Source organism: Streptomyces sp. NPDC017936 (assembly GCF_044328485.1).
Lineage (GTDB): Bacteria > Actinomycetota > Actinomycetes > Streptomycetales > Streptomycetaceae > Streptomyces.
On sequence record NZ_JBIRHK010000006.1, the window covers coordinates 118,224 to 141,842 of the forward strand.

Consider the following 23,619-nt stretch of genomic DNA (forward strand, 5'->3'; position numbering starts at 1 on the left):
CGGTCCGCCCGCTGCGCGCGGGTCGGCCGAAGGGGTGGGCCGGACGGGCCCCGGGATCACGGCCGGGTGCAGACGTCGCCGAATTACTAGGTAGACTGACCTACCTAGTAGACGAAGGGGAACGTGATGAGCGAGACCGGCGCCGCGGCCGAACGGCCCGGCAGGCGGCGTGGGGACGCGCGCGAGCGGCTGCTCGCCGCCGCGGCCCGCCGTTTCTACGCGGACGGCGTGTCCGCGACGGGGATCGACACGATCACCGCCGAGGCGGGCGTGGCGAAGATGAGCCTGTACAACAACTTCTCCTCCAAGGCCGACCTGGTCAGGGCCTACCTCGACGCGCGGCACGAGGAGTGGCTGAACCTGTACCGGCGGCGGCTCGAGGGCGTCCGGGACGGCCGCGCCGGCGTGCTGGCCGTCTTCGACGCGTACGCCGATCACGCGGCGTTCGCGTACGACCACGGGTTCCGGGGGTGCGGCCTGCTGAACGCGGCCGCCGAACTGCCCGCCGGGGACGAGGGCAGGGCCGTGGTGCGCCGGCACAAGGAGGAGGTCGAGTCCCTGCTCGCCGGTCACCTCGAGCAGATGCTGCCGGACCGGCCGCAGGACGCTCGCGTGCTGGCGGAGCACCTGTCGTTCCTGCTGGAGGGCGCCACGGCGCGCGCCGGCCTCGAGGGCGCCGGCACGCGCCTGGAGCACGCCCGGACGATGGCGGCCGACCTGCTGGACCGGCTGTGACGCGGTCCGCCGTGCACAGGACCGGTCCGACGGGCGCGGGGCCGCTGTTCGTGCTGGTCGCCTCGGTGCTGTGGGGCACCACGGGCACCGCCGCGACCTTCGCCCCGGCCGTGGGCCCCCTCGCGATCGGAGCCGTCGCCATGGGGCTGGGCGGCCTGCTCCAGGCCCTCGCGGCGGCCCCCCGCATCGCCCGGGAGACGTCCGCGCTGCGCGCGCAGCGCGGGGTGGTCGGGCTCGGTGCGCTGGCGGTGGGCGCCTACCCCCTGGCGTTCTACAGCTCCATGCACCTGGCCGGGGTCGCCGCCGGGACGGTGGTGTCGATCGGCTCGGCACCGCTCGCCTCGGCCGTGATCGAGCGCGTGGTGGACGGACGCCGCCTCACGCGCCGCTGGACGGTCGGCGCCACCGCGGGCCTGTCCGGGACGGCGCTGCTGTGCGCGGCCGAAGCGACCGCGGCGCACTCGGGCCCCGGAGCGCACTCGGCGGGGTCGACCGTGCTCGGAGTGGGGCTGGGCCTGGTGGCGGGCTTCACCTACGCCCTGTACTCCTGGGCGGCCCACCGCCTGATCAGCCGGGGGCTCACCTCCGGAGCGGCCATGGGCGCCGTCTTCGGGCTGGGCGGACTGCTGCTGGTACCGGTGCTGCTGGCCACCGGCGCCCCGCTCCTCGCCTCCTGGACGAACACGGCCGTGGGCGCGTACATGGCGCTGGTGCCGATGTTCCTCGGCTACGTCCTGTTCGGCTGGGGTCTGGCCCACGTGCCGGCGAGCACCGCGACCACGCTCTCCCTGCTGGAACCCGCCGTCGCGGCCGTCCTGGCCGTCCTGGTCGTCGGCGAGCGCCTGCCCCTGCTGGGGTGGGCCGGCATCGCCCTGGTCGTCGGCTGCCTCGCCGTCCTCACCGTGCCGACCCGCTCCGCTCCGAAGCCCGGGGCGACCGTCCCGGGGCCGGGCGACGGCGCGGGGGCCGACGCGGCTCGGTCCGAGCGCGCTCCGGTCCTGTGACCCCGAGCCGGGACCCTCCCGGCCGGGCCGCTCGCAGCCGGCAACGCACCGGGGCCACCAGGCATGATCCGCGCCCCGGGTGGCACGCGGGGAGCATGGGCACCACCGACGTGCGGCGGCACGAGCCGGTCACCACGGTCCTCACCTGGGAGGTGCGTCCGGGCCGGGAGCAGGAGTTCGAGGACTGGACGCGCGGGATCAGCCGCTGCGCCCGGCAGTTCCCGGGCAACGAGGGCGTCTCGTGGCTGCGCCCCGAGCAGGGGCACCGCTTCCACGCGGTGCTGCGCTGGTCCGACCCCGGCCGGCTCGGCGAGTGGCTGGAGTCCGACGAGCGGGCGGCATGGCACGCCCGGATCGAGGACGTCGCCACCGAGATCGGCAGCGAACGGCAGTCGACGTCCGGGATGGAGACCTGGTTCAGCCTCCCCGGCACCACCGTGCGGCCGCCGCCCCGCTGGAAGATGGTGCTCACCACGTTCGCCGGCGCCTATCCGTTCACGCTGCTCATCCAGTGGCTGGTGGCACCCCACACGGGCGCCTGGCCCCTGCCGCTGCGGGCCGCCGTGTTCCCGGTCCTGCTGCTGCCGACGCTGACCTACCTCGTCATGCCCCGCCTGAGCCGCCTGCTGCGGCGCTGGCTGTACCCTCCGCAGGGCCGGTGAGCGGCGCGTTCCGGACCGGACCCCGCGACGACCCGCCGCGCCCGTGACGGTGGGGCGTCAGCCTCCGCCGGAGCGTGGCGGCGAACGGTTCGACCGCGCCGGGGAGACGGCCCGGGCCCGTCGGCCGTCAGGGCGCGGGCGGGAGACGGAGGGCGAGGAGCGCGATGTCGTCGTTGCTGCCCGGGGAGAGCCCGGCGAGGAGTTCGTCGCAGAAGGCGGGCAGGGGCTCGCGGGCCAGGGCGGCGGCGTGCTGACGCAGCCGTGCGAGGCCCTGGTCGAGGTCTTCGCCGGGGCGTTCGATCAGGCCGTCGGTGTACAGGAGCAGCGTGGACGCCGGCGGCAGCGTGTGGGTGCCGTGGGGCCGGGGCGCGCCGGGGTCCACGCCGAGCAGCACGCTGTGGCCGTTGTCCAGGTAGCGGGTGTCGCCGTCGTGCGACACGAGGAGCGGCGGCGGGTGGCCGGCGTTGGCGAGGCGCAGTTGCCGGCCGCGTCCCGGACCCGGTTCGAGGCGGGCGTAGACGCAGGTCGCGGTGTGCCCGCCGTAGAGGGTGTGCGTGATGGCGTCCAGGCGGCGCAGGATCTCGCCCGGCGGGTCCAGCCGGTCGCAGGCCAGTGCGCGGAGCATGTTGCGCAGTTGCCCCATGGTGACCGCCGCGGGCAGGTCGTGCCCGGTGACGTCCCCGATGATCACCGCGATGGCGCCGTCCGGCAGCCGGAAGCAGTCGTACCAGTCGCCCCCGACCTCCACCGCGGCACGGGCCGGCATGTACCGGGCGGCGATGCCCAGCGGGGAGAGGTCGGGCAGTGCCGGCAGCAGGGACCGCTGCAGGTGTTCGGCGGTGCTCTGCACCGAGGCGTACAGGCGGCTGTTGTCCACCGCCAGCGCCGTGCGATGGGCCAGGTCCTCCACCAGGGCCAGGTCGTTCTCCGTGAGCGCGAAGGCGTCCCCGCTGCGGGCCAGGGTCAGGGCACCGAGCACCTGCCGCCGTGCCCGCAGCGGGGCGATCACCGCGGAAGCGGCGCCCAGCTCGGAGAACAGGGCGACCTGGGCCGCGTGCAGGGCGGTGCCGTCCCGCAGGGAGGCCATCGCGACCGGGTCGACCAGCAGCGGGCCGGCTCCGCGGAGCACCCGCGCCAGCGGGTCGGACGAGGTCTCCGGGACCGGCGGCAGCGGTCCTTCCAGATGAGCGGTGGGCAGCCGGTCCCAGTGCGCCACCACGACCCGGTGGGGCCGCCCGTGCGGGTCGAGCAGGTCCGCGGCGCACCAGTCCCCCGACTGCGGCAGCAGCACCTGACACAGCCGGCGCAACGCCATCGTGCCGTCCAGCGTGCTCGAGAGCGCGTCGGTCGCCTCCGCCAGCAGGGCAAGGCGCTGCAGCGCCGCCTGCAACACCGCGTCGACGTCGTCCCCGTCCCCGGCCTGCTCCTCGCTCACCAGCCGATCATCACATGCGGCAGGTGACCACCCCCGTAGCGACGTGGGCTCGGCTAGCTCACCGGGCGAGGGGCGACTAGCCTTGACGAGTGAGAGCCGCGTTCGCGAGTACGCCCGCCGACGGCGAGGCACCGATCCACGTACTCGGGCGGCACCATCCACGACCGCGCCCACGTTTTCGCTGCGGCTGCGGCCATCCCTGTCGTCCGTCGACAACCGTGCGAGGGGTGGAAGGAAGGTAGATCCATGAATGCACAACGCGCGAGGCGTCTGTTCGCGGTGTCCGCCGTGGGGGCCCTGATGGCGGGAACCGCGACGATCGGCGCAGCCGGAGCGGCCTCGGCGGCCGCCCCCGAGAGCCTTCCCACCCACCAGGTCAGCCGTGACTGGTGTGGTCATCACGGCGGCTGGTGGAACGACAACTGCGGTCACCGCGGCGGCTTCGACAACGGCCCCGTCGTGATCATCGTGGTGGGCTGAGCCGGTTCCGACGGAGCACAGCCGAGGGCCGCCGTCCGCATCGCGGGCGGCGGCCCTCCCCCGTGCCCCGGCGGACCGGCGGCTCCTCCGGGCGTGTCCGGCTCCGGGTGCGGCCGCGCGTGAGCGGGGAGTTCCCGCGTCCGCGCCGAACGTTCTCGCGCCCACCGGCGTCATGGTGTCGACCGTCCGCGAGGAGGAGTGACCACATGACCGCCCTGGGCTCCGGTCCCCGTCGTCCGCCGTCCGCCGTGGTGCTGATCGCCGGGCTCGTGCTCGTCACCGCCGGCTGCGGCGGCTCGGCGTCGCCGGGAACCGGTGGACCGTCCCGTCCGGCCGGGGCGACGGCGTGGAAGGAGCCCGCCTCGTACGTCTGCACGCTGGAATCGAGCGAGGGCGAGCGCGCCCTGATCGGGACGTTCCGCATCACCGTCCTGGACGGGAAGGTGGCGAAGGCCGTCGGTCTCGACGACAGCGCCCGGCGCGTGGTGGAGAGTTCACCGGACGCCGTACCCACCGTCGGAGAACTGCTGCGGGAGTGGGAGCAGGCCCGCGACGACGGCGCCGACACGGCGGAGGCCGAGTACGCCGCCGACGGACACCCGGTGCGGATCAGGCTGGACGGGGACGGGAACACGCTCGACGACGAAGCCCTGTACGTCGTCAGCGCGTACCGGCCGAACGAGGTGCCCTAGTCGCCGCGGGCCCGGGCGCGGAAGGTCCGGCGGTAGGTGTCGGGAGGCACGCCGACCGTGCGGTGGAAGTGCCGGCGCAGCGTGGTGCCGGTGCCCATGCCGGTGGCCGCGGCGATGGTGTCGACGCCGTCGTCGGTGGTCTCCAGCAACTCCTGGGCGTGGCGGATGCGTTGGGTGAGCAGCCACTGCAGCGGGGTGGTGCCGGTGACCGCTCTGAAGTGGCGGCCCAGATGGCGCGAGCTCATCCCCGCCCGGCGGGCCAGGTCCTCCACGGTCAGCGGCTGGTCCAGCCGTTCGATGACCCAGGGGAACAGCGCGGCGAGCGGGTGGTTGTCCGGGGCGGGCGCCGGGGTGGGGACGAACTGGGCCTGGCCGCCGTCCCGGTGGGGCGGCACGACCAGGCGCCGGGCGACGGTGTTGGTGACCGACGAGCCGTGGTCGAGGCGGACGAGGTGCAGACACAGGTCCAGGGCGGCGGCCTTGCCGGCGGAGGTGAGCACGCTGCCGTCGTCCACGTAGAGGACGTCCGGATCCACCGTCACCCGCGGGTGGCGGGCGGCGAGGACCCGGGTGTGCGCCCAGTGCGTGGTCGCGCGCCGCCCGTCGAGCAGGCCCGCGGCGGCCAGCACGAAGGCGCCGGTGCACAGGGAGGCCACGCGCGCGCCGGCCTCGTGGGCCGCGCGCACCGCGTCGACCAGGTCGGCGGGCGGGGCCACGTCGACGTCGGCCCAGCCCGGCACGATCACGGTGTCGGCGTCGGGGAGCCGGTCGAGGCCGTGCTCGGGCTCCAGCCCGAACCGGCCGGCCCGCACGGTCCGCGGCCCGCAGACGACGAGGTCGTACCAGGGAACCGTCACCCCGGCCGGGGCGGAGCCGAAGACCTCGCAGGCGAGGGCCAGTTCGAAGTGGAGCATGCCGTCGGTGACGGCCAGCGCAACAGTGGTCACGTCCGGAATTGTACGGGTCATGTCGTTCCGGACACTCGTGGACGGCCCACCCCGTCGACCACGATGTCCACGACGGATCACGGCAGTTCGTTCGAGTGCGGGGGAGGACCCATGGAATCGGGACTCAAGGTGGCGGTGTTCGGCGCGTACGGGCACACCGGGCGCTTCGTGGTGGCGCGGTTGCGGGACCGCGGGTTCGTCCCGGTCCTCTCGGGCCGGGACGCCGGCAAGCTGAAGCGGCTGGCCGAGTCCCGTCCCGGACTCGAGACCCGTCCGGCGTCGGTCGACGACCCGTCCTCGCTCGACCGCGCCCTGGCCGGCGCGGCGGCCGTGGTCAACTGCGCCGGACCCTTCGCCACGACGGCCGCCCCCGTCATCGAGGCGGCCCTGCGCGCCGGGATCCCGTACGTGGACGTGGCGGCCGAGATCGAGGCCAACGCCGACACGTTCGCGCACTTCGCGGACCGCGCCCGGGCCGCGGGAGCGGTGGTCCTGCCGGCGATGGCCTTCTACGGCGGCCTCGGCGACCTGCTGGTCACCGCCGCGATGGGCGACTGGACGGCGGCCGACGAGGCGCATGTCGCCTACGGGCTGAACAGGTGGCACCCCACCGCCGGGACGCGTGCCGCGGGCGCGGTCTCCCGGCAGCGGCGCGGCGGCCGGCGCGTCCGTTACGCGAACGGGCGGCTGGAGTACCGCGACGACGCCCCGCCGGCCCAGGAGTGGCCGTTCCCCGAGCCGCTGGGGAACCGGGCCGTGATCGGGGAGTTCACGATGGCCGACGTGGTCACCGTGCCCAGCCACCTGCCGATCCCCGACGTGCGCACCTCCATGACGGTGGAGGCGGCCGGGGACCTGTCCGACCCGGACACCCCGGCGCCGGCCGCGGCCGACGAGCACGGCCGGTCCGACCAGACCTTCCTCGTGGACGTCGTCGTGCGCTCCGGCGGCCGTGAACGGCGCGCCGTGGCGCGGGGCCGGGACATCTACGCCGTCACCGCGCCGCTCGTGGTGGAAGCGGTCGACCGCATCCTCACGGGACGGACCAGGACGGTCGGCGTCGCCTCCGCCGGCGCGCTCTTCGACGCGCCCGGCTTCCTCCGCGCGCTGTCCCCGCACATCTCCTGGGAGACGGAGCCCTCCGTCCCGCTCCCGCGAGTCTGAGGGGGCGCTCGGCGTCCGGGACGCCGGCCGTCCGGCGCTCCGTGCGGCCACGCACCGGATCGCCGGCGGCAGGGGTGCGCGGCGGACGGGGCGGAGGCGGGAGAGCGCCCGGGGCAGGGCCGCGCACAGGTGGTCCGTCCCGCGGGGTCCGGCTCGGACGCCGTCGTGGACGGCACCCGTTTCCAGGTACTCGCCGCGCGCACGCGCCGTCCCACGGCGCACGTCCACCCCGGGCAGCTGAGCACCTCCCACCTGGCGACGCACTCGGTGCCGCTGGAGGAGGCGCCGCGGGCCTACGAGATGTTCAAGACGAAGGAGGACGGCTGCGTGCGCGCCGTCCTCCGTCCCGGCGGGTGACGAGGCGGAGGACGGCGCGGGCCGCCGTCGCCCGGCCGCGACCGTTTGCCGGAAACGCGGCCGGGGAACTCGGCGGCCCATGAGCGCAACGTCACGTCGCCGACGGATGAGACAGAGCCGCGTGCTGTGGCTGCTGGACCGGCTGGAACGGGAGCCCAGGGCCGACCGCCTGATCGAGACCCTGCGCACGGGCGTGCGCTCCCTGCCGCTCGGACCGGGACGGGACCTGCTGCACGGCAGAGGGCTGGGGCACCCGGTCCATCCGCTGATGGTGCAGGTGCCGATCGGCAGCTGGATGTCCGCCGCGGTGCTGGACCTGTGGCCGGGCCGCACCCGCGGGGCCGGGCTGCTGGTCGGCGTCGGCCTGGCCACGGCGGTGCCCGCCGCGCTGGCGGGCACCGTCGACTGGGCGGAACTGCATCCCGAGCAGCAGCGCGTGGGGCTGGCGCACGCCATGACGAACGTGGCGGCGGTGGGGCTGTACGCGGCCTCGCTCGCCTGCCGCCTCAAGGGGCGGACGGGAGCCGGCCGGACCTACGGCTTCCTCGGGCTGGCAGCAGTGGGACTCGGCGGCTTCCTGGGCGGTCACCTGGCCTACCGCCAGGCCTCCGGCGCCAACCACGCCGAAGAGGTCCCGCACGTGATCCGGGACGCCTGGCACCGGGTCGGCGCCGTCGCCGAGTTCCCGGCCGGCCGGCCCGTGCGGCGCGTCGTGGACGACGTGCCGGTGCTGGTCGTCCGTGAGTCCGGCGGGACGGTCCACGCCCTCGCCGAGCGGTGCAGCCACCTCGCGGGCCCGCTGTCCGAGGGCACCGTCGCCGACGGGTGCGTGCAGTGCCCCTGGCACGGGAGCGTGTTCCGGCTCTCGGACGGCTGGAACGTGCGCGGCCCCGCCACCGCGCCCCAGCCCGCCTTCGACACCCGGATCCTGGACGGACACGTCGAGGTGCGCCTGCGCCGCGACGGTCCCGGAGCGAACGGGAAGTGGACCGGGACGGAAACGGAGAAGGCGCATGGACATGCAGGGTGAGGCTCGCCTCGTACAGCGGGTGAAGGGGGTCCTGCGGCGCACCCGCCGGGACTACTCGGCGGACCACGACCAGCACCTGGGCGGCTACCTCGGCGCCATGGCGGCGTTCGGGACGTACACGGCGGCCTGGGCGGCACTGGTCCGGCACCGCGGACGCCCGCTGCCCGAACGGCCGGAGCCCTGGGACGTGGTCCTGACCTCGGTGGCCACGTTCCGGCTCAGCCGGCTGCTGAGCAAGGCGTCGGTCACCAGCCCGCTGCGGGCGCCCTTCACCCGGTACGTGGGTCCGCAGGGGCCGGCCGAACTGCACGAGGAGGCGCGCCCCGAGGCGGGCAAGGACACCGTGGGGGAGCTGGTCACCTGCCCGTTCTGCATGAGCGTCTGGGTGGCCTCGACCCTGACCGCCGGCCGACTGCTCTGGCCGCGCGCGACCCGCACCGCCATGGGGGCCCTGACCGCCCTGGCCGGGGCGGACGCGCTGCAACTGACGTACGGCGCCCTGGTGGCCCGCACCAGCGGCGACTGAGGCCGGCCCGGAACCGCGCCCCGCGTTCCTCGCTCACGACGTGAGCGAGGAACGCGGGGCTTCGGCACGGCCTTCCCGGGATCCCCGGTAGGCGGCGCGGCGCACGGCGGCCAGGGTGCTGCCCGGAGCGAATCCGGGAGCGCTGTGCTCGTGGACGTCGAAGCCGAGGCTCTGCTCCTGTGCCAGGGGCAGGGGAGCACGGACGGTCAGCACGGCGAACGCGCGCCACCTCCCGGCGGAGGTCTCGGCGCACAGGTCGAAGACGAGCGGGGCGGCGTCGAGGGCCCCCCGCAGACTCGCCGGGTCGCCGTGCACCGGCGCCCGCCCGCGGCGGGGGAAGGCGGCCAGGAGCCCGGTGCGGCCGCCGATCCGGTAGGAGAGCAGGCTGGAGTACGGGCCGCCCAGCGCGTCGGCGCGCGGCAGCGGCAGATGCCGGGTGAGCCGGCTCCGGCCGCTGCTGGTGAGGAGCAGGTCGAGGGGCCGGCCGGAACCGCCGGCCCCCTCCACGCGCACGGCGAGACCCAGCCCGTCGGGCAGGCGCCGGGGCAGACCGGCCGCCCGCGACAGCCGCACGGTGGCGGCGTACCGCCCGGGCGCGTCCAGCCACGCCGCGTGCCACGGCCCGCCTCCGTCGTCCACGACCTCGACCTCGGCCGTGCACGTCAGGCCGTGCGGGTGCAGGGCGGGGGCCCGGCGCAGGCGGCCCAGCAGGCGGAAGCCCGCTTCGGCCGCCGTCGCCCCCCGGGGCGCGGCCGCTGTCGCCGGCCGTCGCCCCTCGGCGCCGGCCGCGAGGGTGCGGCCGGTTCGGGAGAGGCCGTTCACGGTCCGGACCAGCCGGCCTGCCACTGCTCGCTGTCCTCCTCGGACGCCCCCTCCGCCGCGGGGTCGTCGCCCTCGGCCTGCGAAGGAGTCGTGCGGGGGACGTCACGACGACCGGACGTCGGCGCGTCGTCGTCCCCTCGGCGGTCCTTCGGCCGTTCGCCCTCGGCCTGGGACGGGGTCTGCTCACTCATGGTCGGCCTCCTCGTCGGACGGTCGGTGCTGTCGCGCTGTTCCGGGGGCGCCCCCGAGGAACGGGGGCAGCCGGTCGAGAGGGCGTCGCGCGCCCCCGGGCGTGCGGTCGGGTACCCCGGCCGGGCGGGTTCAGCCGGATCCGGTGCCACCGTGGCGGAGCGACCGCGGCCGGCCGGTTCGGTCACCGGGGGACAACCGGGGGGGCAGGGATGCCCCTCCGCGCCGAACGCGGCCGGTGACCCACCCGGTCTCCTGATCTGCGGCCCATGGGCCGGGAGGTCGTCGAGGGGGGCTCGCCGCCCCCTCCGACCCGCTGGAGATCGTGAGCGACGTGCGCGAGCTCGGGATCAGCGGCATGCGGGCCGCCGAGTGGCCGCGCGCGGACCGGCACGTCGACGTCGGCGGCTCCGGCACCTGCCGCATCAGCGCCTCGGTCACCCACGTCGACGACGTCGGGACCGAAAAGGTCCTGCCGGAGGCCTTGCGCGCGCTCGTCGACGGGGCCGGGTCCGTCGAACGGCAGCCGCCGGTCCGTCCGCCCCGTCCGCCCTGGAGCCGGAGCAGGCCGTGCTGCCGCGCGAGGCGTTCTTCGCCGAGGCCGGCCACGTGCCGGCCGGGCGCGCCGCCGGGCGGATCGCCGCCGAGACGGTCGGCCCCTCCCCGCCGGGCGTCCCCGTGATCGCGCCCGGCGAGGTGATCACCGGCGCGGTGCCCGGCCACCTGCGCTCCGGCGCGGACCACGGCGTCCTCGTCCCGGACGCGGCGGACCCGTCGGTCCGCACGCTCCGCGTGGTGGCGCGGCGCTGAGGGCCGTCGCCGTCCCGGCGGGACGACGGCCGAGTGGGCCTCACGTCCTGCGGGAGTACGGGGTCCGCAGGGCGAGGAGGGCGATGTCGTCGTCGTTGCTGGAGGGGCGGACGCGGTGCAGCAGCTGGTCGGTGAAGGACGGCAGCGGACGGTGGGCGAGGGCGGCGGCGTGCTGCCGCAGCCGGTGCAGTCCCTCGTCGAGGGTGTGGCCGGGCTCCTCGACCAGACCGTCGGTGTACAGCAGGAGGGTGGACCCGGGCGGCAGCAGGGTGCTGGCGTCGGGGCGGGACACGCGGACGCCGGTGCCGAGCAGCAGGCTGTGGCCGTCGGTGAGGTACTCGGCCAGGCCGTCGTGGCTGATCAGCAGGGGCGGCGGGTGGCCGGCGTTGCTCCAGGACAGTTTCCAGTGGCCGTCGTCCGCCTCCTCGATGCGGGCCAGGACCATGGTGGCCATGGTGACGTCGGTGATGTGCATGACCGCCTCGTCGAGCCGGGCGATGATGCGGCTGGGGGGTTCCTGCAGGGCCCAGGCGTAGGCGCGGAGCATGTTGCGCAGCTGTGCCATGCCGGCCGCGGCCTCGAGGTCGTGTCCGACGACGTCGCCGATGGCCAGGGCGGTGGACTTGTCGGCCAGGGAGAAGGCGTCGTACCAGTCGCCGCCGACCTGTGAGGCGTCGGGCGCGGGCAGGTAGCGGACCGTCATCTGCAGGCCGGGGACGCGCGGCATCTGGGGCAGCAGGTGGTTCTGCATGGTCTCGGCGACCTTGCGCTGGCGCTGGTACAGGCGCGCGTTGTCGAGGGCGAGGCCGGCACGGCGGGCGATGTCCTCGAGCAGCGGGAGATCGGCGGTGGTGAAGTCGCCCGGCTGCTTGGAGCGGCCCAGGGTCAGGGCGCCCAGGACCGCACGGGTGCTGCGGATGGGGGCGATGGCCGCGGAGTGGATGCCGGTGGCGTCGAACAGGCGGCGCTGCTCGACCGCGATGCCGGAGTCCGGTGCGCCCTGGTAGGTGCGCGGGCCGGCCAGGGTGGAGGCGACCCCGCGCAGGGCCCTGGACAACGGCATCGGGGACTCCTCGGGGATCGGCGGCATCGGTCCCTGGAGCTCCTCGTGGTGCACCAGGTTCTCGCCGTCCGCTTCGACGACGACGGAGCGCCACACTTCGTCGCGCTCGGCGATCAGGTCGATGACGGCCCAGTCCGCCAGCCGGGGCACCACCAGGGTCACGAGCCGGTGCAGGGCCTCGTCGACGTCGAGGGTGGAGGTCAGCCGGGTGGTGGTCTCGGCCAGCAGCGCGAGCCGTTCGAGTTCGGGCAGCGGCGTGCCCTCCGACCGCGGCCGCGGGTCGGTCCCCTGCGCGTGGCGGTCGTCGAAGAGGACCAGCGTGCCTTGTGCGCAGTCACCCGTTTCGTACGGGGTGATCAGCCACGAGACGGGGAGCAGGGAGCCGTCCCCGCGGGCGAAGTAGTCCCCGTCGCCCTGGGCGGTGCGGCCGTCGTGGAAGGCCTGCCGCATGGTGCACCGGGTCCTCGGCATGGGCTGGCCGTGGGCGTCCCGGTGCAGCAGGTCGTGCGCGTCGCGGCCGAGGAGGTCCCGCACGGGCCGGGCCAGCAACTGTTCGGCCCGGGCGTTGACCGCGATCAGACGGCCCTGTTCGTCCACCACGTAGGCTCCGGTCCCGATGGCCTCCAGCGCGCTGGTGAGCTCGGCACCGGGTGCTGCCAGGGGGCGTTTCCCGGGGGTCTGCGCATGCTCGGGCCCTGGCACGTCCTCATCTCCTTCTGCCGACGGGTGTCACACCCACTCGGAGTATCCCCCTCCCGGATGCCCCAGCGCGCGACACCTCAGTCTCCCGCTCTCCCGCGCTCGGCGAACGCGGCGGCCGGAGTTCGCGCACGACCGGGGAAGGAACCGCCCGGCGCGACACCGCCGGCCGCCGGCCCGCTGTAGTGATCACGTCGGCCGGGGGTACTCCGCCTGTCCGGAGGAACACCCACACGCCAGTCCCGCGACGGACGCCTCCGGTCCGTCGGACGGGGGTGCGGCCATGACACCGGTAATCGACGAGACGACCTCGGACGACGCCGTCGACCTCCACTTCGTCGGCAACGCGACCGTCCTGCTGCGCTACCGCGAGCTCACCCTGCTCACCGACCCCAATTTCCTGCACCGGGGCCAGTACGCCTACCTCGGCTACGGACTGCTCAGCCGCCGTCTGACCGAACCCGCCCTCGACGTCACCGCTCTGCCGCGCCTCGACGCCGTCGTCCTGTCCCACCTGCACGGGGACCACTGGGACCGCACGGCCCGCCGGCACCTGGACCACACGGTGCCGGTCCTCACCACGCCCCATGCCGCACGCCGTCTCAGGGTGGCGCACGGTTTCCGGCACACGGCGGGACTGCGGACGTGGCAGGGGCTCACCCTGCGGCACGGCGCCTCGCAGGTCCGCGTCACGGCCCTGCCCGGCAGACACGCCCGCCATCCGGTGCTGCGCGGCCTGCTGCCGCCGGTGATGGGCAGCATGCTCGAGTTCGGGCCCGTGCGCGGCCCCGTCCGGCTGCGGCTGTACGTCTCGGGCGACACGCTCCTGTACGACGGGCTGGAGGAGATCGCGCGCCGCTTCCCGGCCGCCGACCTGGCCGTCCTCCACCTGGGCGGCACCCGCCTCCCGGGGGGCTTCGTGGTGACCATGGACGGCGCCCAGGGGGCGGAACTGGCCCGTCGCCTCGATCCCCGGTTCGTCCTGCCCGTCCACTACGGCGACTACACGGTCATGCGATCGCCGCTGTCGGCGTTCCTCGCCGAGGCCGACCGCCTCGGACTGGGCGAACGGCTCGTCCACTGCGAGCACGGGCAGCGGTCACGCGTGCCGGCCGCGCGCGGCGCGGTCCCGACGGTCACCTGACCGCCGCCGGCCTGCCGCGGACCGCCGGGTGCGCGGACACCGCGACCGGCCGCGCGGAGCCGGCGCGGCGCGGTCACGGCGAGGTGTCGGCCGGCAGGTCGAGGCGGAGCTCGTAGCCGCCGTCGGGCGTGGGACCGGAGGTGATGGTGCCGCCGAGGAGTTCGGCGCGCTGCCGCAGGCCGGTCAGGCCGTGATGGGCGCCGGGCAGGGGGAGAGGGGGCCTGGTGGGGGCCGTGTTGGTGACGGTCGTGCGGATGGTGCCGCCGGTGCGGTGGAGGCAGATGGTGACCGTGGCGCCGGGGGCGTGTTTGCGGACGTTGGTCAGGGCCTCCTGGACGGCCCGGTAGATGGCGCGCTGGATGGTGGGCGGAAGGTCCTCGGGCAGGTCCGTCTTCAGGTGCGCCTCGATGCCGCTGCCGTCGATCAGCCGCTGCAGGTCGGCGAGCGAGGGCTGGGGGGTGAGTTCGGTGGGGCGGCTGCCGGAGGCCCGCAGGACGCTGACCATGTGCCGCAGTTCGTCCAGGGTCTGCACGCTGAGCCGGCGGATCGTCGAGGCGGCCTGCCGGGTCTCCGCGTCGTGGCTGCCCACCTGGAGCGCCCCGGCCTGCACGGCGATGAGGCTGACCTGGTGGGACACCACGTCGTGCATCTCCCGCGCGAGCTGCGCGCGCTCCCGGGCCAGGACGCTCTGGGCGGCCAGCAGCCGTTCGTGCTCGCGGGCCTCGGTGATCTCGGCGAGCCGGAGCGACAGCTCGCGGCGGGCCTGGACGAGCTGGCCCAGGAAGACGGGGGCGGCCGCCGTGGCCACGGCGTAGACGCTCTGGACGAGGGTGTGGGTGCCGGCGAGGTCGGCGGGCCTCAGGGACGACCACGGCCAGGGCAGGAAGTCGCAGACCGCGTACGCCAGGGCGCAGCCGGCCAGCAGGACGCGGTGGCGGCTGATCGAGGAGAGCGTGTAGAGCGCCACGAGCGTGGCGAGCACCGCGTCCGTGACCAACGCCGTGGGGAGGGTGAGCACGAACGTCGTGAACGGCAGGCGGCGGCGCAGGGGGAGCGAGAAGGCGGCGAGCAGCGCGCAGGCCATGGCGGCTCGCTGCCCGGCGTCGACGTTGGACCACGTGTCCGCCAGCGCGAGCAGGACGAGGACGGCGTCCAGCAGCGGGGCCGGCACCGCTCGGCGCCTCACCCGGTGTCCTCGCCGTGCTCCCGCGACGGGCCCAGCAGGCCCGCGCGCTCCGCGATCAGCACCGCCTGGACGCGGCTGCCGACCTTCAGCTTGCTCAGCACCGCGCTGACGTGCCCCTTGACCGTGCCGGCGCTCAGGTGCATCCGTTCGCCGATGTCGGCGTTGGCGAGTCCCTCCGCCATCAGGACGAGGACGGCTCGCTCCCGCTCGGTCAGCCGGGCCGTGAGGCGGGCGGCGGGCTGGCGCTCGCCGTGGTCGAGGTAGCCCTCCACGACGGTGCGGGTCACCTTGGACGACAGCACCGTCCCGCCCTCGGCCAGGGCGCGCACCAGATACGGGAGCTGCTCCGGGTCGGTGTCCTTGAGCAGGAAGCCGGCGGCGCCCGAGCGCAGGGCGGCCGTGACGTACTCGTCGGCGTCGAAGGTGGTGAGCATGGCCACCACCGGGGGGTCCGGCATGCGACGCAGGTGGGCCAGGACGGTGAGCCCGTCCACGTCCGGCATCCGGATGTCCAGCAGGACCACGTCGGGGCGTGACTCGCGGACCGTCCGGACGGCCTGGCCGCCGGGGACGGCCGCCACGACCTCGATGTCGTCCGCCGCGTTGAGGATGTGCGTGAAGCCCGTGCGGACCAGGGCCTCGTCGTCGACCACCAGTACCCGGATCACCTGCGCTCCGCTCGTTGCGTGCTCGCCAGTCGATGCGTACCACCCCGGTGGCCCTCCCTCAGCGGGCCGGAGGCGATTCCCGCCGATCGGCGGCGTGGCACCGGCCGGTCGGACGGGATCGCCGCGGCCGGCCGGCGTGGTGCCCCCGTCCGGTCGGCGTGCCGCCTCCGGCACCGCGCCGGGTGAGCGACGGAGGGTTTCGGCCGGACCCGGGGACACGAAGGGGAACGCGGCGCCCGCGGAGCCGGCGGAGGTTCCGTGCCGAACCGGGCGGGGCCGCGCGGAGGCCACGGCGGCGGTCGGCCGCCTCCGCGCCGGGCGGCCGTCGGTAATCCGTTGGAGCGGACGCTTCCGGCGCTCCTATAGTCCCCGCATGCGCACCCCCTACCCCCGAACCCCCCATGTGCCCTGGTCACCGGGTGCTTCCGCCGACGACGTGCGGGCCGGCGGGCTGAGCGGGTTCGCCGGACGGGAGGTCGTCGTCACCGAGAAGCTCGACGGGGAGAACACGACGCTGTACGCAGACGGGCTGCACGCGCGGTCCGTCGACTCGGCGCACCATCCGTCGCGGGCGTGGGTCAAGGCGCTCCAGGGACGGGTGGGGGCGCGGATCCCGGCGGGGTGGCGGGTGTGCGGGGAGAACGTGTACGCGCGGCACTCCCTCGCCTACGACGCGCTGGAGGGCTACTTCTACGGGTTCTCCGTGTGGGACGAGCGCGACCGGTGCCTGGGCTGGGACGAGACCGTGCGCTTCCTGCGCGGGCTGGGGGTGCCGGTGCCGCCGGTGCTGTGGCGGGGGGTGTTCGACGAGCGGACGCTGCGGCGGCTGCGCGTGGACACCGGACGACAGGAGGGCTACGTCGTGCGCACCGCCGAGGGCTTCGCCCTCCCGGACTTCGCCGGGCGGGTCGCGAAGTGGGTGCGGCCCGGGCACGTGACGACGGGGACGCACTGGATGCACACCGCCGTCGTGGAGAACCGGCTCGCCCCGGCGGCCGCCCTGTGGGCCGTGCGCTCCGGGGCGTCCCCCGACCCGCAGGCGCTGGCCGGACACCTGGGCGTGGCGGACCACGACGCGGCCGCGGCCGCCGAGGCCGCCTCACGGCTGGACGCCCTCGGACGGCGCGGCGACGCCCGGCTCGCGGGCGTCCTCGCCGCGACGCTCCACCGCGCGCCACGGGCCCGGCTGATGGGCCGGGCGGCCGGCCCCCTGGGCGTGCCCCTCGCGCGGCGGGTCGCCGACCTGGTGGGGCTGCACACCGCCCTGCACCGGCCGTACCCGGACGCGGAGCGGCGCGCCGGGCTCGTACGGATGTCGTTCGCGGCCGATCCGGGGGTGCTGCACGCCGTCGCGGGGGCGGTCGCGGGCGACGAGCGGGCACGCGAGCAGGTGGAGTGGTCCGCGCTGCACGCGGACGAGGCCGGGCTGTTCGGCGAGGCGCCGCTCGGGCCGCTGCGGACCGGCCTGCGCGAGGCACTGGAACGGGACGGGATCGGCGGCGCGGCCGGTGACCGCTGCTGGGCGGAGGCGCGGGAGGCGTACGCCCGGGGCCGGGTGTCCACCGCGGAGGAGGCCGTCGCGGCGACCTGGCGGTGGCGCGGCGGCGACTTCCCCCGCCTGGTGCACCTGACCGGACCGTCCGGCAGCGGCAAGAGCTCCTTCGCGGCGCGGCTGGACGGCGTCTCGGCACACGTGTCGCTGGACGGGCTGCGCGCGGCGCGCGGCGCGCGGGCGGACCAGAAGGCCAACGGGGAGGTGCTGCGGGCGGGCCTCGAACGGCTGGACAGGGCGCTCGCGGCCGGTGGCACGGTGGTGTGGGACGCCACGTCGCTCACCCCGCACCAGCGGTCCCTGGTGCACGCGGTGGCCCGCCGGCGCGACGCGCTGGTCACGCACGCCGTCGTGCTCGCCGACCACGACGAGCTCCTGCGGCGCAACGCCACACGCGCGCACCCCGTGCCGGCGGACGTGCTGACGGGCCAGCTGCGCCGGTTCGTGCCGCCGTATCCCGGCCAGGCGCACCGCACCTGGTACGTGGGCGCGGACGGGACCGTGGCGGACCGCGACGGCACACTGGAAGGGGAGGACGTCTGATGCGTACCAGCGAGGAGATCTACCACCGGGTGCGCTGGGACGCGCGGTTCGACCCCGCGCGGTTCGTGCTCGGCATCCACCAGCGGGGCGCCGCGCCCGAGCGGGTGCCGCTGCCCGCGTTCGTGCCGGGCGGTGAGATCCCGTGGCACCGGGTGCTGTTCGTGGAGGCGGACGGCGAGCTCGTGTGGGACCGCGCCACCGGCGTCGACCGCATCGACGCGTCCGGCGCCGGCCGGGTGCGCGACCCGCGACGGCTGCGGGCCCCCTTCTTCACGGCGCGCACACCGCACGCGTGGGACGCCGCCGCCGGCCGCTGGACCCCCGCCCCGCCCCCCGCCCCACGGCGGGACGGGCCCGACCGTGTGCGGATCCTGACCTGGAACACGCTGTGGGACCGCTACGACAGCCACCGCATCGACACCGCCCTGCGCCGTCCGCTGCTGCTCCGGGCACTGGAGCACGCCGACGCGGACGTCATCGCCCTGCAGGAGGTCGAGGCGGAGCTGCTGGACATGCTGCTGGAGGCGCCCTGGGTCCGGGCGGGCTACACCGTCGGCACCGACCCCCACGGCAAGGACGTCGACGACTGCGGGCAGCTCCTGCTCAGCCGGCTCCCCGTGCGGGAGGCGGCCCTGCACGTCCTCGGTCACCACAAGGCCGTCACCGCCGTCGTCGTCGACACCGCGTCCGGACCGCTGGCCGTGGCCGCCACCCATCTGACGAGCGACCACTCCGAGGACGGCCCGGCCCGGCGCGCCGCCGAGCTGACCCGGCTCGCCGAGGGCCTGGCGGCCGTGCCGGGCGGCCTGGTCCTGGCCGGCGACCTCAACGACGGCGGCCCGGGCCCGGCCCGCACGCTCGGCATGCTCGACGCCTGGACCGAGACGCACGGGAGCGGCGACCGGACCCCCACCTTCGACCCCGGCGTCAACCCGCTGGCCGCCGTGTCGTCCCTGAGCGGCCGGGCCTCCCGCCTCGACCGCGTCTTCGTCCGCCCCGGCGACGGGCCGCGCGTGACCGGCGCGACGCTGCTCGGCGACACGCCCGGCCCGCACGGCCTGTACGCCTCCGACCACTACGGCCTCGCCGCCGATCTGCACTGCGGCACCGGCACGCCCGTCGACGTGCTCGACGTCGCGCCGACCCCCCGCACGGCGCTGGCGTGGGTTCCGCCGCGCGAGCTGTGGCCGGCGCTGCAGGACGTGCGCCGGGACCACGACGTGCAGATCCGGCGCTGGCCGCCGCACGTGAACGTGCTGTTCGGGTTCGTCCCCGAGCCGGACTTCGAACGGGCGGCACCGCTGCTCGCGGAGGCGGCCGCGCAGGTCGCGCCGTTCACGGCCCGGCTGGCGGGACTGCACACCTTCGGGCACCGCGACGGCGCCACCGTGTGGCTGGACCCCGCGGCGGACGACGAGACCCCGTGGGCCGAGCTCCGGCAGGCGCTCGTACGGCGCTTCCCGCGCTGCCGCGGACGCCACCCGGAGTTCACCCCGCACCTCAGCCTCGGCCGGACCGCCGACCCGCACGCCGTCGCCGTCGACTGCGCGGCGCGTCTGACCCCCATGACCGCGCGGGTCGGCGAACTGGTCCTGATGTCCCGGCGCGGCGACGAACCGATGCGGCCGCGGGCCACGGTCGCCCTCGGCACCGGCGAGGTGCGGTGGCTTCCCGAGCCGGCCCTCGGCCGGCCCGACCGGGGCCGGGAGGAGTGGGCCGCGCCCGCGGCCGGCGCCGGCGTGCCGCCCGCGACGGACGACGCGACGGCCGAGCACGTCGTGCGGCTCCTGGCCGACGCGCTCGGCGAGGGGACCGTCCACCTCGTCGGATCCCGGCGCATGGGCTGCGCGCTCGCCGGGGCCGACCTGGACGTCGTCGCCGCGCTGCCCGGCCCGGTGGACCTCGCCGCCGTCAGGGAGCGGGTCACGGCCGCGCTGCCGGGCGCCGCGCGGGTGCGGGAGGTCGTCGGCGCGCGCGTGCCCGGGCTGCGGTTCCACGCCGGAGGACTCGACGTGGACCTCGTGGTCGTCGCCACGGGCGCGGTGCCGGCGAAGGACGCGGTGGCGCGGCGGGCCGAGCTGGGCGAGGCCGCGGCGGTCGCGCTGAGCGCGGTGTCCGACGCCGACGCGGTCCTGGCGGCCGTGAGCGGGCCGGCCGCGGGGCAGGACAGGCCGGCGCGGTTCGCGGCGCTGGCCCGGGGCGTGAAGGCGTGGGCGAGGGCGCGCGGACTGGACGCGGCGCCGTTCGGGGGGCTGCCCGGGCTGGCGTGGGCGGTGCTCGCGGCCCGTACCCTGCGCGCATCGCCCGACGCGGACGCCGGTGAGCTGCTGCGGCGGTTCTTCGCCCTGTGGGCCGCGTGGGACTGGCGGCACCCCGTCACCCTCACCGGTGAGGACGCGCCCGGGACCGGCGGGGCCCTGACCGTGCTGACACCCGCCGCCCCGGTGCGGTCCTGCACCGAACAGGTCGGCCCGCACGGGCGGGACCTGCTCGGCCAGGAGCTCTACCAGGCCTGGGAGACCGTGGAGGCCGCGGCCCGGTCCGGGACGGACCCGTGGCCCGGCCTGCTCGCCCCGCCGCCGCTGCACCGGCGGCACGCCGCCTGGGCCGTGGTGACGCTCCGGCCCCGGCGGCCGGAGGACTTCGACGCACTCGACGGGCGCGTACGCGGGCGGATGCGCGCGCTGCTCGGCGCGCTGGAGGACGCGGGCGTGCGGGACGCGCACGCCTGGCCCAGGGCCCTGACCCCCACGCCCGCCCCGGCGCCCGCCGAGGCGCCGGCCGGCGCGCGGTACGTGATCGGCCTGGGGCCGGCGCCGCTCGGCGCGCAGCGGCTCGCGGACATCGCCGGCCGGTGGGTCACGGGCCTGCCGGGGGTGGAGGTGACGCACGTCGAGGGCGGGGCGGTCCCCACGCTGCGGTGACGCGGCCCGCGGAAGAGGGGGCCGGTCGGCGGCGGCAGTGGGGCCGGCCGGCCCCCGGCAGGCGCCGTACAGCCCCTGGGCTCCCGCTCCGCCGCGCCGGACGATCGTGAGGACCGCACGCCACGGAGGAGACCTGCGATGACGGACGACCTGCTCGAGCGGCCCCCGGTCCACGCCCTGCTCGCGGACGGCACCACCGTGCGCATCCGGCCGGCGCTGCCGGGCGACCACGACCGGCTGCGCGGGTTCTACGAGGAGATGTCGCCGGAGAACCTCCGCATGCGGTTCTTCGTGGCCGGCCGGCGCTCGGCCGACCAGGCCGCCGACCGTGCCTGCGCCCCGTCCCGCCCCGGCTACCGGGCCCTGCTCGCGGAGGCGGACGACAGGGTGATCGGCCTCGCCGAGTACGACACCGGCGGGCACCGGGACGGCGCGGAGATCTCCGTCGCCGTCTCCGACGGCCTGCACCACCGGGGCGTCGGCACCCTGCTGGTCGAGCACCTCGTCTCGGCGGCGCGCGCCGAGGGCATCACCGCCTTCACCGCCGACGCGCTGAGCGAGAACCACAAGGTGCTCCGGCTCTTCGCCGACCTCGGCCTGCGCACCACCCGCCGCTTCGAGGGAGCGGAGGTGCGCTGCACCATCCACCTCGACCAGGACGACGCCTACCTCTCCGCCGTCGAGGCCCGCGGCCGCGCCGCCGACGTGGCCAGCCTCGTCCCGCTGCTGCGGCCCTCCGCGGTCGCCGTGGTCGGAGCGGGACGCACCCCCGGATCGGTGGGCCGGGCCGTCCTGCACCACCTGCGGACGGGCGGCTTCACCCGGCGCCTCTTCGCCGTGAACCCCGGCGTCGCCTCGGTGCTCGGCGTGCCGTCCTACCCCTCGGTCGCGGCCCTGCCGAAGACGCCGGACCTCGTGGTCGTGGCCGTGCCGGCCGCCGCGGTGCCCGCCGTCGCCGAGGAATGCGGAAAGACCGGGGTGCGCGCGCTCGTCGTCGTCACGGCCGGCCTCGACCACCCGCAGGCACAGGCCCTGCTGACCGCCTGCCGCACCTACGGCATGCGGCTCGTCGGCCCCGACTGCCTCGGCGTCTGCCACACCGAGCCGGACCTGGACCTCGACGCGACCTTCGCCGCCGCGCACCCGCGCCCCGGGACGGCCGGCGTCGCCGTGCAGTCCGGAGGCGTCGGCATTGCCCTGCTCGACGGCCTCTCCCGGCTCGGCATCGGGGTGTCGTCCTTCGTCTCCCTCGGCGACAAGTACGACGTCAGCGGCAACGACATGCTCCAGTGGTGGGAGAGCGACGGCCGGACCGACCTCGCCCTGCTGCACCTGGAGTCCTTCGGCAACCCGCGCGCCTTCTCCCGCACCGCCCGGCGGGTGACCCGCCGCATCCCGGTGCTGACCGTCGACGCCGGCCGCACCGAGGCGGGCCGCCGGGCGGCCGCCTCCCACACCGCGGCCGCCGCCACCCGCACCATGACCCGCGGAGCGCTGTTCACCCAGGCCGGTGTCACCGCGACCCGCTCGGTCGGCGAACTCCTCGAAACGGCGGCCCTGCTGCACTCCCAGCCACTGCCGGAAGGCACCCGCGTGGCCGTCGTCACCAACGCGGGCGGAGCCGGGGTGCTCACCGCCGACGCCTGCGCGGAGGCGGGACTCGTGCTCCCCCCGTTCACTCCGGCGACGACCGGCGAACTGCTCGCCGTCCTGCCGGACGGCGCCACCGTCGGCAACCCGGTCGACGCCACCGCCGCGGTGTCCGAGGAACAGCTGACCGAGTGCGTCGACCGCCTCACCCGGTACCCCGGCGTCGACGCCGTCGTCGTGGCCCTCGTCCCCACCGCGGTCGCCATGGCCACCGGTGACGACCTGGTACGCGCCGTCACCGCGGCCCCGGGACGACGGGCGAGGCCGGTGATCGCCGTACGCCTGGAGCAGGACCGGTCGGTGCGCCTGCTGCCCGCCGCCGACGGCGGCACCGTCCCCTCGTACGCCGAACCCCGGGCCGCGGCCCGCGCCCTGGCCCACGCCGCCGAACGCGCCGCCTGGCTCGCGCGGCCGGCCGGAACCGTCCCCGGCCTGGACGACGTCGAGCCCGAGCGGGCCCGCACGGTCGTCGAGGAGTACCTCGCCGCCCACCCGGACGGCGGTTGGCTCGACCCGCGCACCTGCGCCGACCTGCTGGCCTGCTACGGCATCCCGCAGATCCCGTGGGCCTGGGCGGAGACCGAGGACGACGCCGTCCTCGCCGCCGACCGGCTGCGCGGCTTCGACGGCCGGGTCGTCATGAAGGCCCACTGGCCCGGGCTCCTGCACAAGACGCAGCAGCACGCCGTCCACCTCGACCTGCGCGGCGACTCCCAGGTCAGGGCCGCGTTCCGCGATCTGGGGACCCGCTTCGCCGGCACCATGACCGGCGTCGTCCTGCAGCCCCTGGCCGCCCGCGGCACCGAACTGTTCGCGGGCGTCGTCCAGGACGAGGTGTTCGGCCCGCTCGTGCTGTTCGGACTCGGCGGCACCGCCACCGAGGTGCTCGCCGACCACTCGGCACGCCTCGCCCCGCTCACCGACCGCGACGTCCACGAACTGATCACCTCCCCGCGGTGCGCCCCCCTGCTGCTCGGCGCGGACGGAAGCACCCCCGTCGACCTCGAGGAACTGGAACAGCTGCTCCTGCGGCTGTCCCGGATGGCGACGGACCTGCCGCAGCTCGCCGAGACCGACTTCAACCCGGTCCTGGCGACACCGGGCGGCGTCACCGTGCTCGACGCGCGCGTACGCCTGCTGCCGCGCCGGCCCCAGGACCCGTATCTGCGCCGGCTGCGCTGAGGAAGGACCGGCGGACCGGACGACGGGCGCCCGCGCACCGGGGCGCGGGCGCCGCACGCGGCGCGGGCCGCCGACCGGCCGCGCCGACCGCGAGAGGAGGCGGACCACCGTGACCGACACCGTGCTGGTCACCTACGGAACGACCGACGGATCCG

Annotated in this window: 21 protein-coding genes; 14 read left to right on the forward strand and 7 right to left on the reverse strand. The window is 76.1% G+C overall.

What is annotated here, in order from left to right; translation table 11 throughout:
* Positions 1 to 126: 126 nt before the first annotated feature.
* The 3 genes from ACH4F6_RS14495 (at position 127) to ACH4F6_RS14505 (ending at position 2,401) form a co-directional block, all read left to right on the forward strand.
* Positions 127 to 735, forward strand: a complete 609-nt coding sequence (locus tag ACH4F6_RS14495; protein ID WP_397960464.1) for a TetR/AcrR family transcriptional regulator — start codon at positions 127 to 129, stop codon at positions 733 to 735.
* Positions 732 to 1,739 (forward strand): DMT family transporter, encoded by a 1,008-nt coding sequence (locus ACH4F6_RS14500; RefSeq protein ID WP_397960465.1) that lies wholly within the window; start codon positions 732 to 734, stop codon positions 1,737 to 1,739. The genes ACH4F6_RS14495 and ACH4F6_RS14500 overlap by 4 nt, the downstream gene beginning before the upstream one ends.
* Before the next feature lie 95 nt (positions 1,740 to 1,834).
* On the forward strand, positions 1,835 to 2,401 hold the full coding sequence (locus tag ACH4F6_RS14505; protein ID WP_397960466.1) for an antibiotic biosynthesis monooxygenase: 567 nt from the start codon (positions 1,835 to 1,837) through the stop codon (positions 2,399 to 2,401).
* Positions 2,402 to 2,528: 127 nt separating this feature from the next.
* Here ACH4F6_RS14505 and ACH4F6_RS14510 read toward each other — a convergent pair whose 3' ends face one another.
* Positions 2,529 to 3,836, reverse strand: a complete 1,308-nt coding sequence (locus ACH4F6_RS14510; protein WP_397960467.1) for a PP2C family protein-serine/threonine phosphatase — start codon at positions 3,834 to 3,836, stop codon at positions 2,529 to 2,531.
* Positions 3,837 to 4,082: 246 nt separating this feature from the next.
* Between ACH4F6_RS14510 and ACH4F6_RS14515 the strand changes: the two genes are divergently transcribed.
* Both ACH4F6_RS14515 and ACH4F6_RS14520 read left to right on the forward strand, forming a co-directional pair.
* Complete coding sequence (locus ACH4F6_RS14515; protein WP_397960468.1) at positions 4,083 to 4,316, forward strand: hypothetical protein; 234 nt, start codon at positions 4,083 to 4,085, stop codon at positions 4,314 to 4,316.
* Positions 4,317 to 4,522: 206 nt separating this feature from the next.
* Entirely contained in the window at positions 4,523 to 5,008 is a 486-nt protein-coding gene (locus tag ACH4F6_RS14520; protein WP_397960469.1) for a DUF6174 domain-containing protein, read from the forward strand.
* Here the strand turns inward: ACH4F6_RS14520 and ACH4F6_RS14525 are convergent.
* The gene (locus ACH4F6_RS14525) at positions 5,005 to 5,955 is read right to left on the reverse strand and encodes a helix-turn-helix domain-containing protein (protein ID WP_397960470.1); all 951 of its coding nucleotides are present in this window, start codon (positions 5,953 to 5,955) and stop codon (positions 5,005 to 5,007) included. The two genes, ACH4F6_RS14520 and ACH4F6_RS14525, sit on opposite strands and share 4 nt — an antisense overlap.
* Positions 5,956 to 6,066: 111 nt before the next feature.
* On the opposite strand from ACH4F6_RS14525, the gene ACH4F6_RS14530 reads away from it, so the two are divergent.
* From ACH4F6_RS14530 to ACH4F6_RS14545, 4 genes are all read left to right on the forward strand, one after another.
* Positions 6,067 to 7,119: a saccharopine dehydrogenase family protein gene (locus tag ACH4F6_RS14530; RefSeq protein WP_397960471.1), complete on the forward strand. Its 1,053-nt coding sequence runs from the start codon at positions 6,067 to 6,069 to the stop codon at positions 7,117 to 7,119.
* Positions 7,120 to 7,284: 165 nt separating this feature from the next.
* Positions 7,285 to 7,476 carry a hypothetical protein gene (locus tag ACH4F6_RS14535; RefSeq protein WP_397960472.1) on the forward strand — a complete coding sequence of 64 codons (192 nt, stop codon included), beginning with the start codon at positions 7,285 to 7,287 and terminating at the stop codon, positions 7,474 to 7,476.
* 106 nt (positions 7,477 to 7,582) lie between these two features.
* Positions 7,583 to 8,506 (forward strand): Rieske 2Fe-2S domain-containing protein, encoded by a 924-nt coding sequence (locus ACH4F6_RS14540; RefSeq protein WP_397960473.1) that lies wholly within the window; start codon positions 7,583 to 7,585, stop codon positions 8,504 to 8,506.
* Entirely contained in the window at positions 8,490 to 9,032 is a 543-nt protein-coding gene (locus ACH4F6_RS14545; RefSeq protein ID WP_397960474.1) for a DUF1360 domain-containing protein, read from the forward strand. The genes ACH4F6_RS14540 and ACH4F6_RS14545 overlap by 17 nt, the downstream gene beginning before the upstream one ends.
* A 33-nt stretch (positions 9,033 to 9,065) precedes the next feature.
* Here the strand turns inward: ACH4F6_RS14545 and ACH4F6_RS14550 are convergent, their stop codons facing one another.
* A complete protein-coding gene (locus ACH4F6_RS14550; RefSeq protein WP_397960475.1) occupies positions 9,066 to 9,878 on the reverse strand; it encodes a phosphodiesterase in 813 nt (270 codons plus the stop codon).
* Entirely contained in the window at positions 9,851 to 10,045 is a 195-nt protein-coding gene (locus ACH4F6_RS14555; protein ID WP_397960476.1) for a hypothetical protein, read from the reverse strand. Before ACH4F6_RS14555 ends, ACH4F6_RS14550 begins: the two co-directional genes overlap by 28 nt.
* A gap of 568 nt (positions 10,046 to 10,613) precedes the next feature.
* Here ACH4F6_RS14555 and ACH4F6_RS14560 point away from each other — a divergent pair.
* On the forward strand, positions 10,614 to 10,853 hold the full coding sequence (locus ACH4F6_RS14560) for an amino acid decarboxylase (RefSeq protein ID WP_397960477.1): 240 nt from the start codon (positions 10,614 to 10,616) through the stop codon (positions 10,851 to 10,853).
* Positions 10,854 to 10,893: 40 nt separating this feature from the next.
* Here the strand turns inward: ACH4F6_RS14560 and ACH4F6_RS14565 are convergent, their stop codons facing one another.
* Entirely contained in the window at positions 10,894 to 12,618 is a 1,725-nt protein-coding gene (locus ACH4F6_RS14565; RefSeq protein WP_397960478.1) for a SpoIIE family protein phosphatase, read from the reverse strand.
* 280 nt (positions 12,619 to 12,898) lie between these two features.
* Between ACH4F6_RS14565 and ACH4F6_RS14570 the strand changes: the two genes are divergently transcribed.
* Complete coding sequence (locus ACH4F6_RS14570; RefSeq protein ID WP_397960479.1) at positions 12,899 to 13,759, forward strand: MBL fold metallo-hydrolase; 861 nt, start codon at positions 12,899 to 12,901, stop codon at positions 13,757 to 13,759.
* Positions 13,760 to 13,832: 73 nt separating this feature from the next.
* Here the strand turns inward: ACH4F6_RS14570 and ACH4F6_RS14575 are convergent, their stop codons facing one another.
* Positions 13,833 to 14,945 (reverse strand): sensor histidine kinase, encoded by a 1,113-nt coding sequence (locus ACH4F6_RS14575; protein WP_397960480.1) that lies wholly within the window; start codon positions 14,943 to 14,945, stop codon positions 13,833 to 13,835.
* Positions 14,942 to 15,613, reverse strand: coding sequence for a response regulator (locus tag ACH4F6_RS14580; protein ID WP_397960481.1), 672 nt, complete (start codon positions 15,611 to 15,613; stop codon positions 14,942 to 14,944). The genes ACH4F6_RS14575 and ACH4F6_RS14580 overlap by 4 nt, the downstream gene beginning before the upstream one ends.
* Before the next feature lie 373 nt (positions 15,614 to 15,986).
* On the opposite strand from ACH4F6_RS14580, the gene ACH4F6_RS14585 reads away from it, so the two are divergent.
* From ACH4F6_RS14585 to ACH4F6_RS14595, 3 genes are all read left to right on the forward strand, one after another.
* Positions 15,987 to 17,708, forward strand: coding sequence for an RNA ligase family protein (locus ACH4F6_RS14585; RefSeq protein WP_397960482.1), 1,722 nt, complete (start codon positions 15,987 to 15,989; stop codon positions 17,706 to 17,708).
* On the forward strand, positions 17,708 to 20,632 hold the full coding sequence (locus tag ACH4F6_RS14590; protein WP_397960483.1) for a poly(A) polymerase: 2,925 nt from the start codon (positions 17,708 to 17,710) through the stop codon (positions 20,630 to 20,632). Before ACH4F6_RS14585 ends, ACH4F6_RS14590 begins: the two co-directional genes overlap by 1 nt.
* 138 nt (positions 20,633 to 20,770) lie before the next feature.
* The gene (locus ACH4F6_RS14595) at positions 20,771 to 23,464 is read left to right on the forward strand and encodes a GNAT family N-acetyltransferase (RefSeq protein ID WP_397960484.1); all 2,694 of its coding nucleotides are present in this window, start codon (positions 20,771 to 20,773) and stop codon (positions 23,462 to 23,464) included.
* Positions 23,465 to 23,619: the final 155 nt, after the last annotated feature.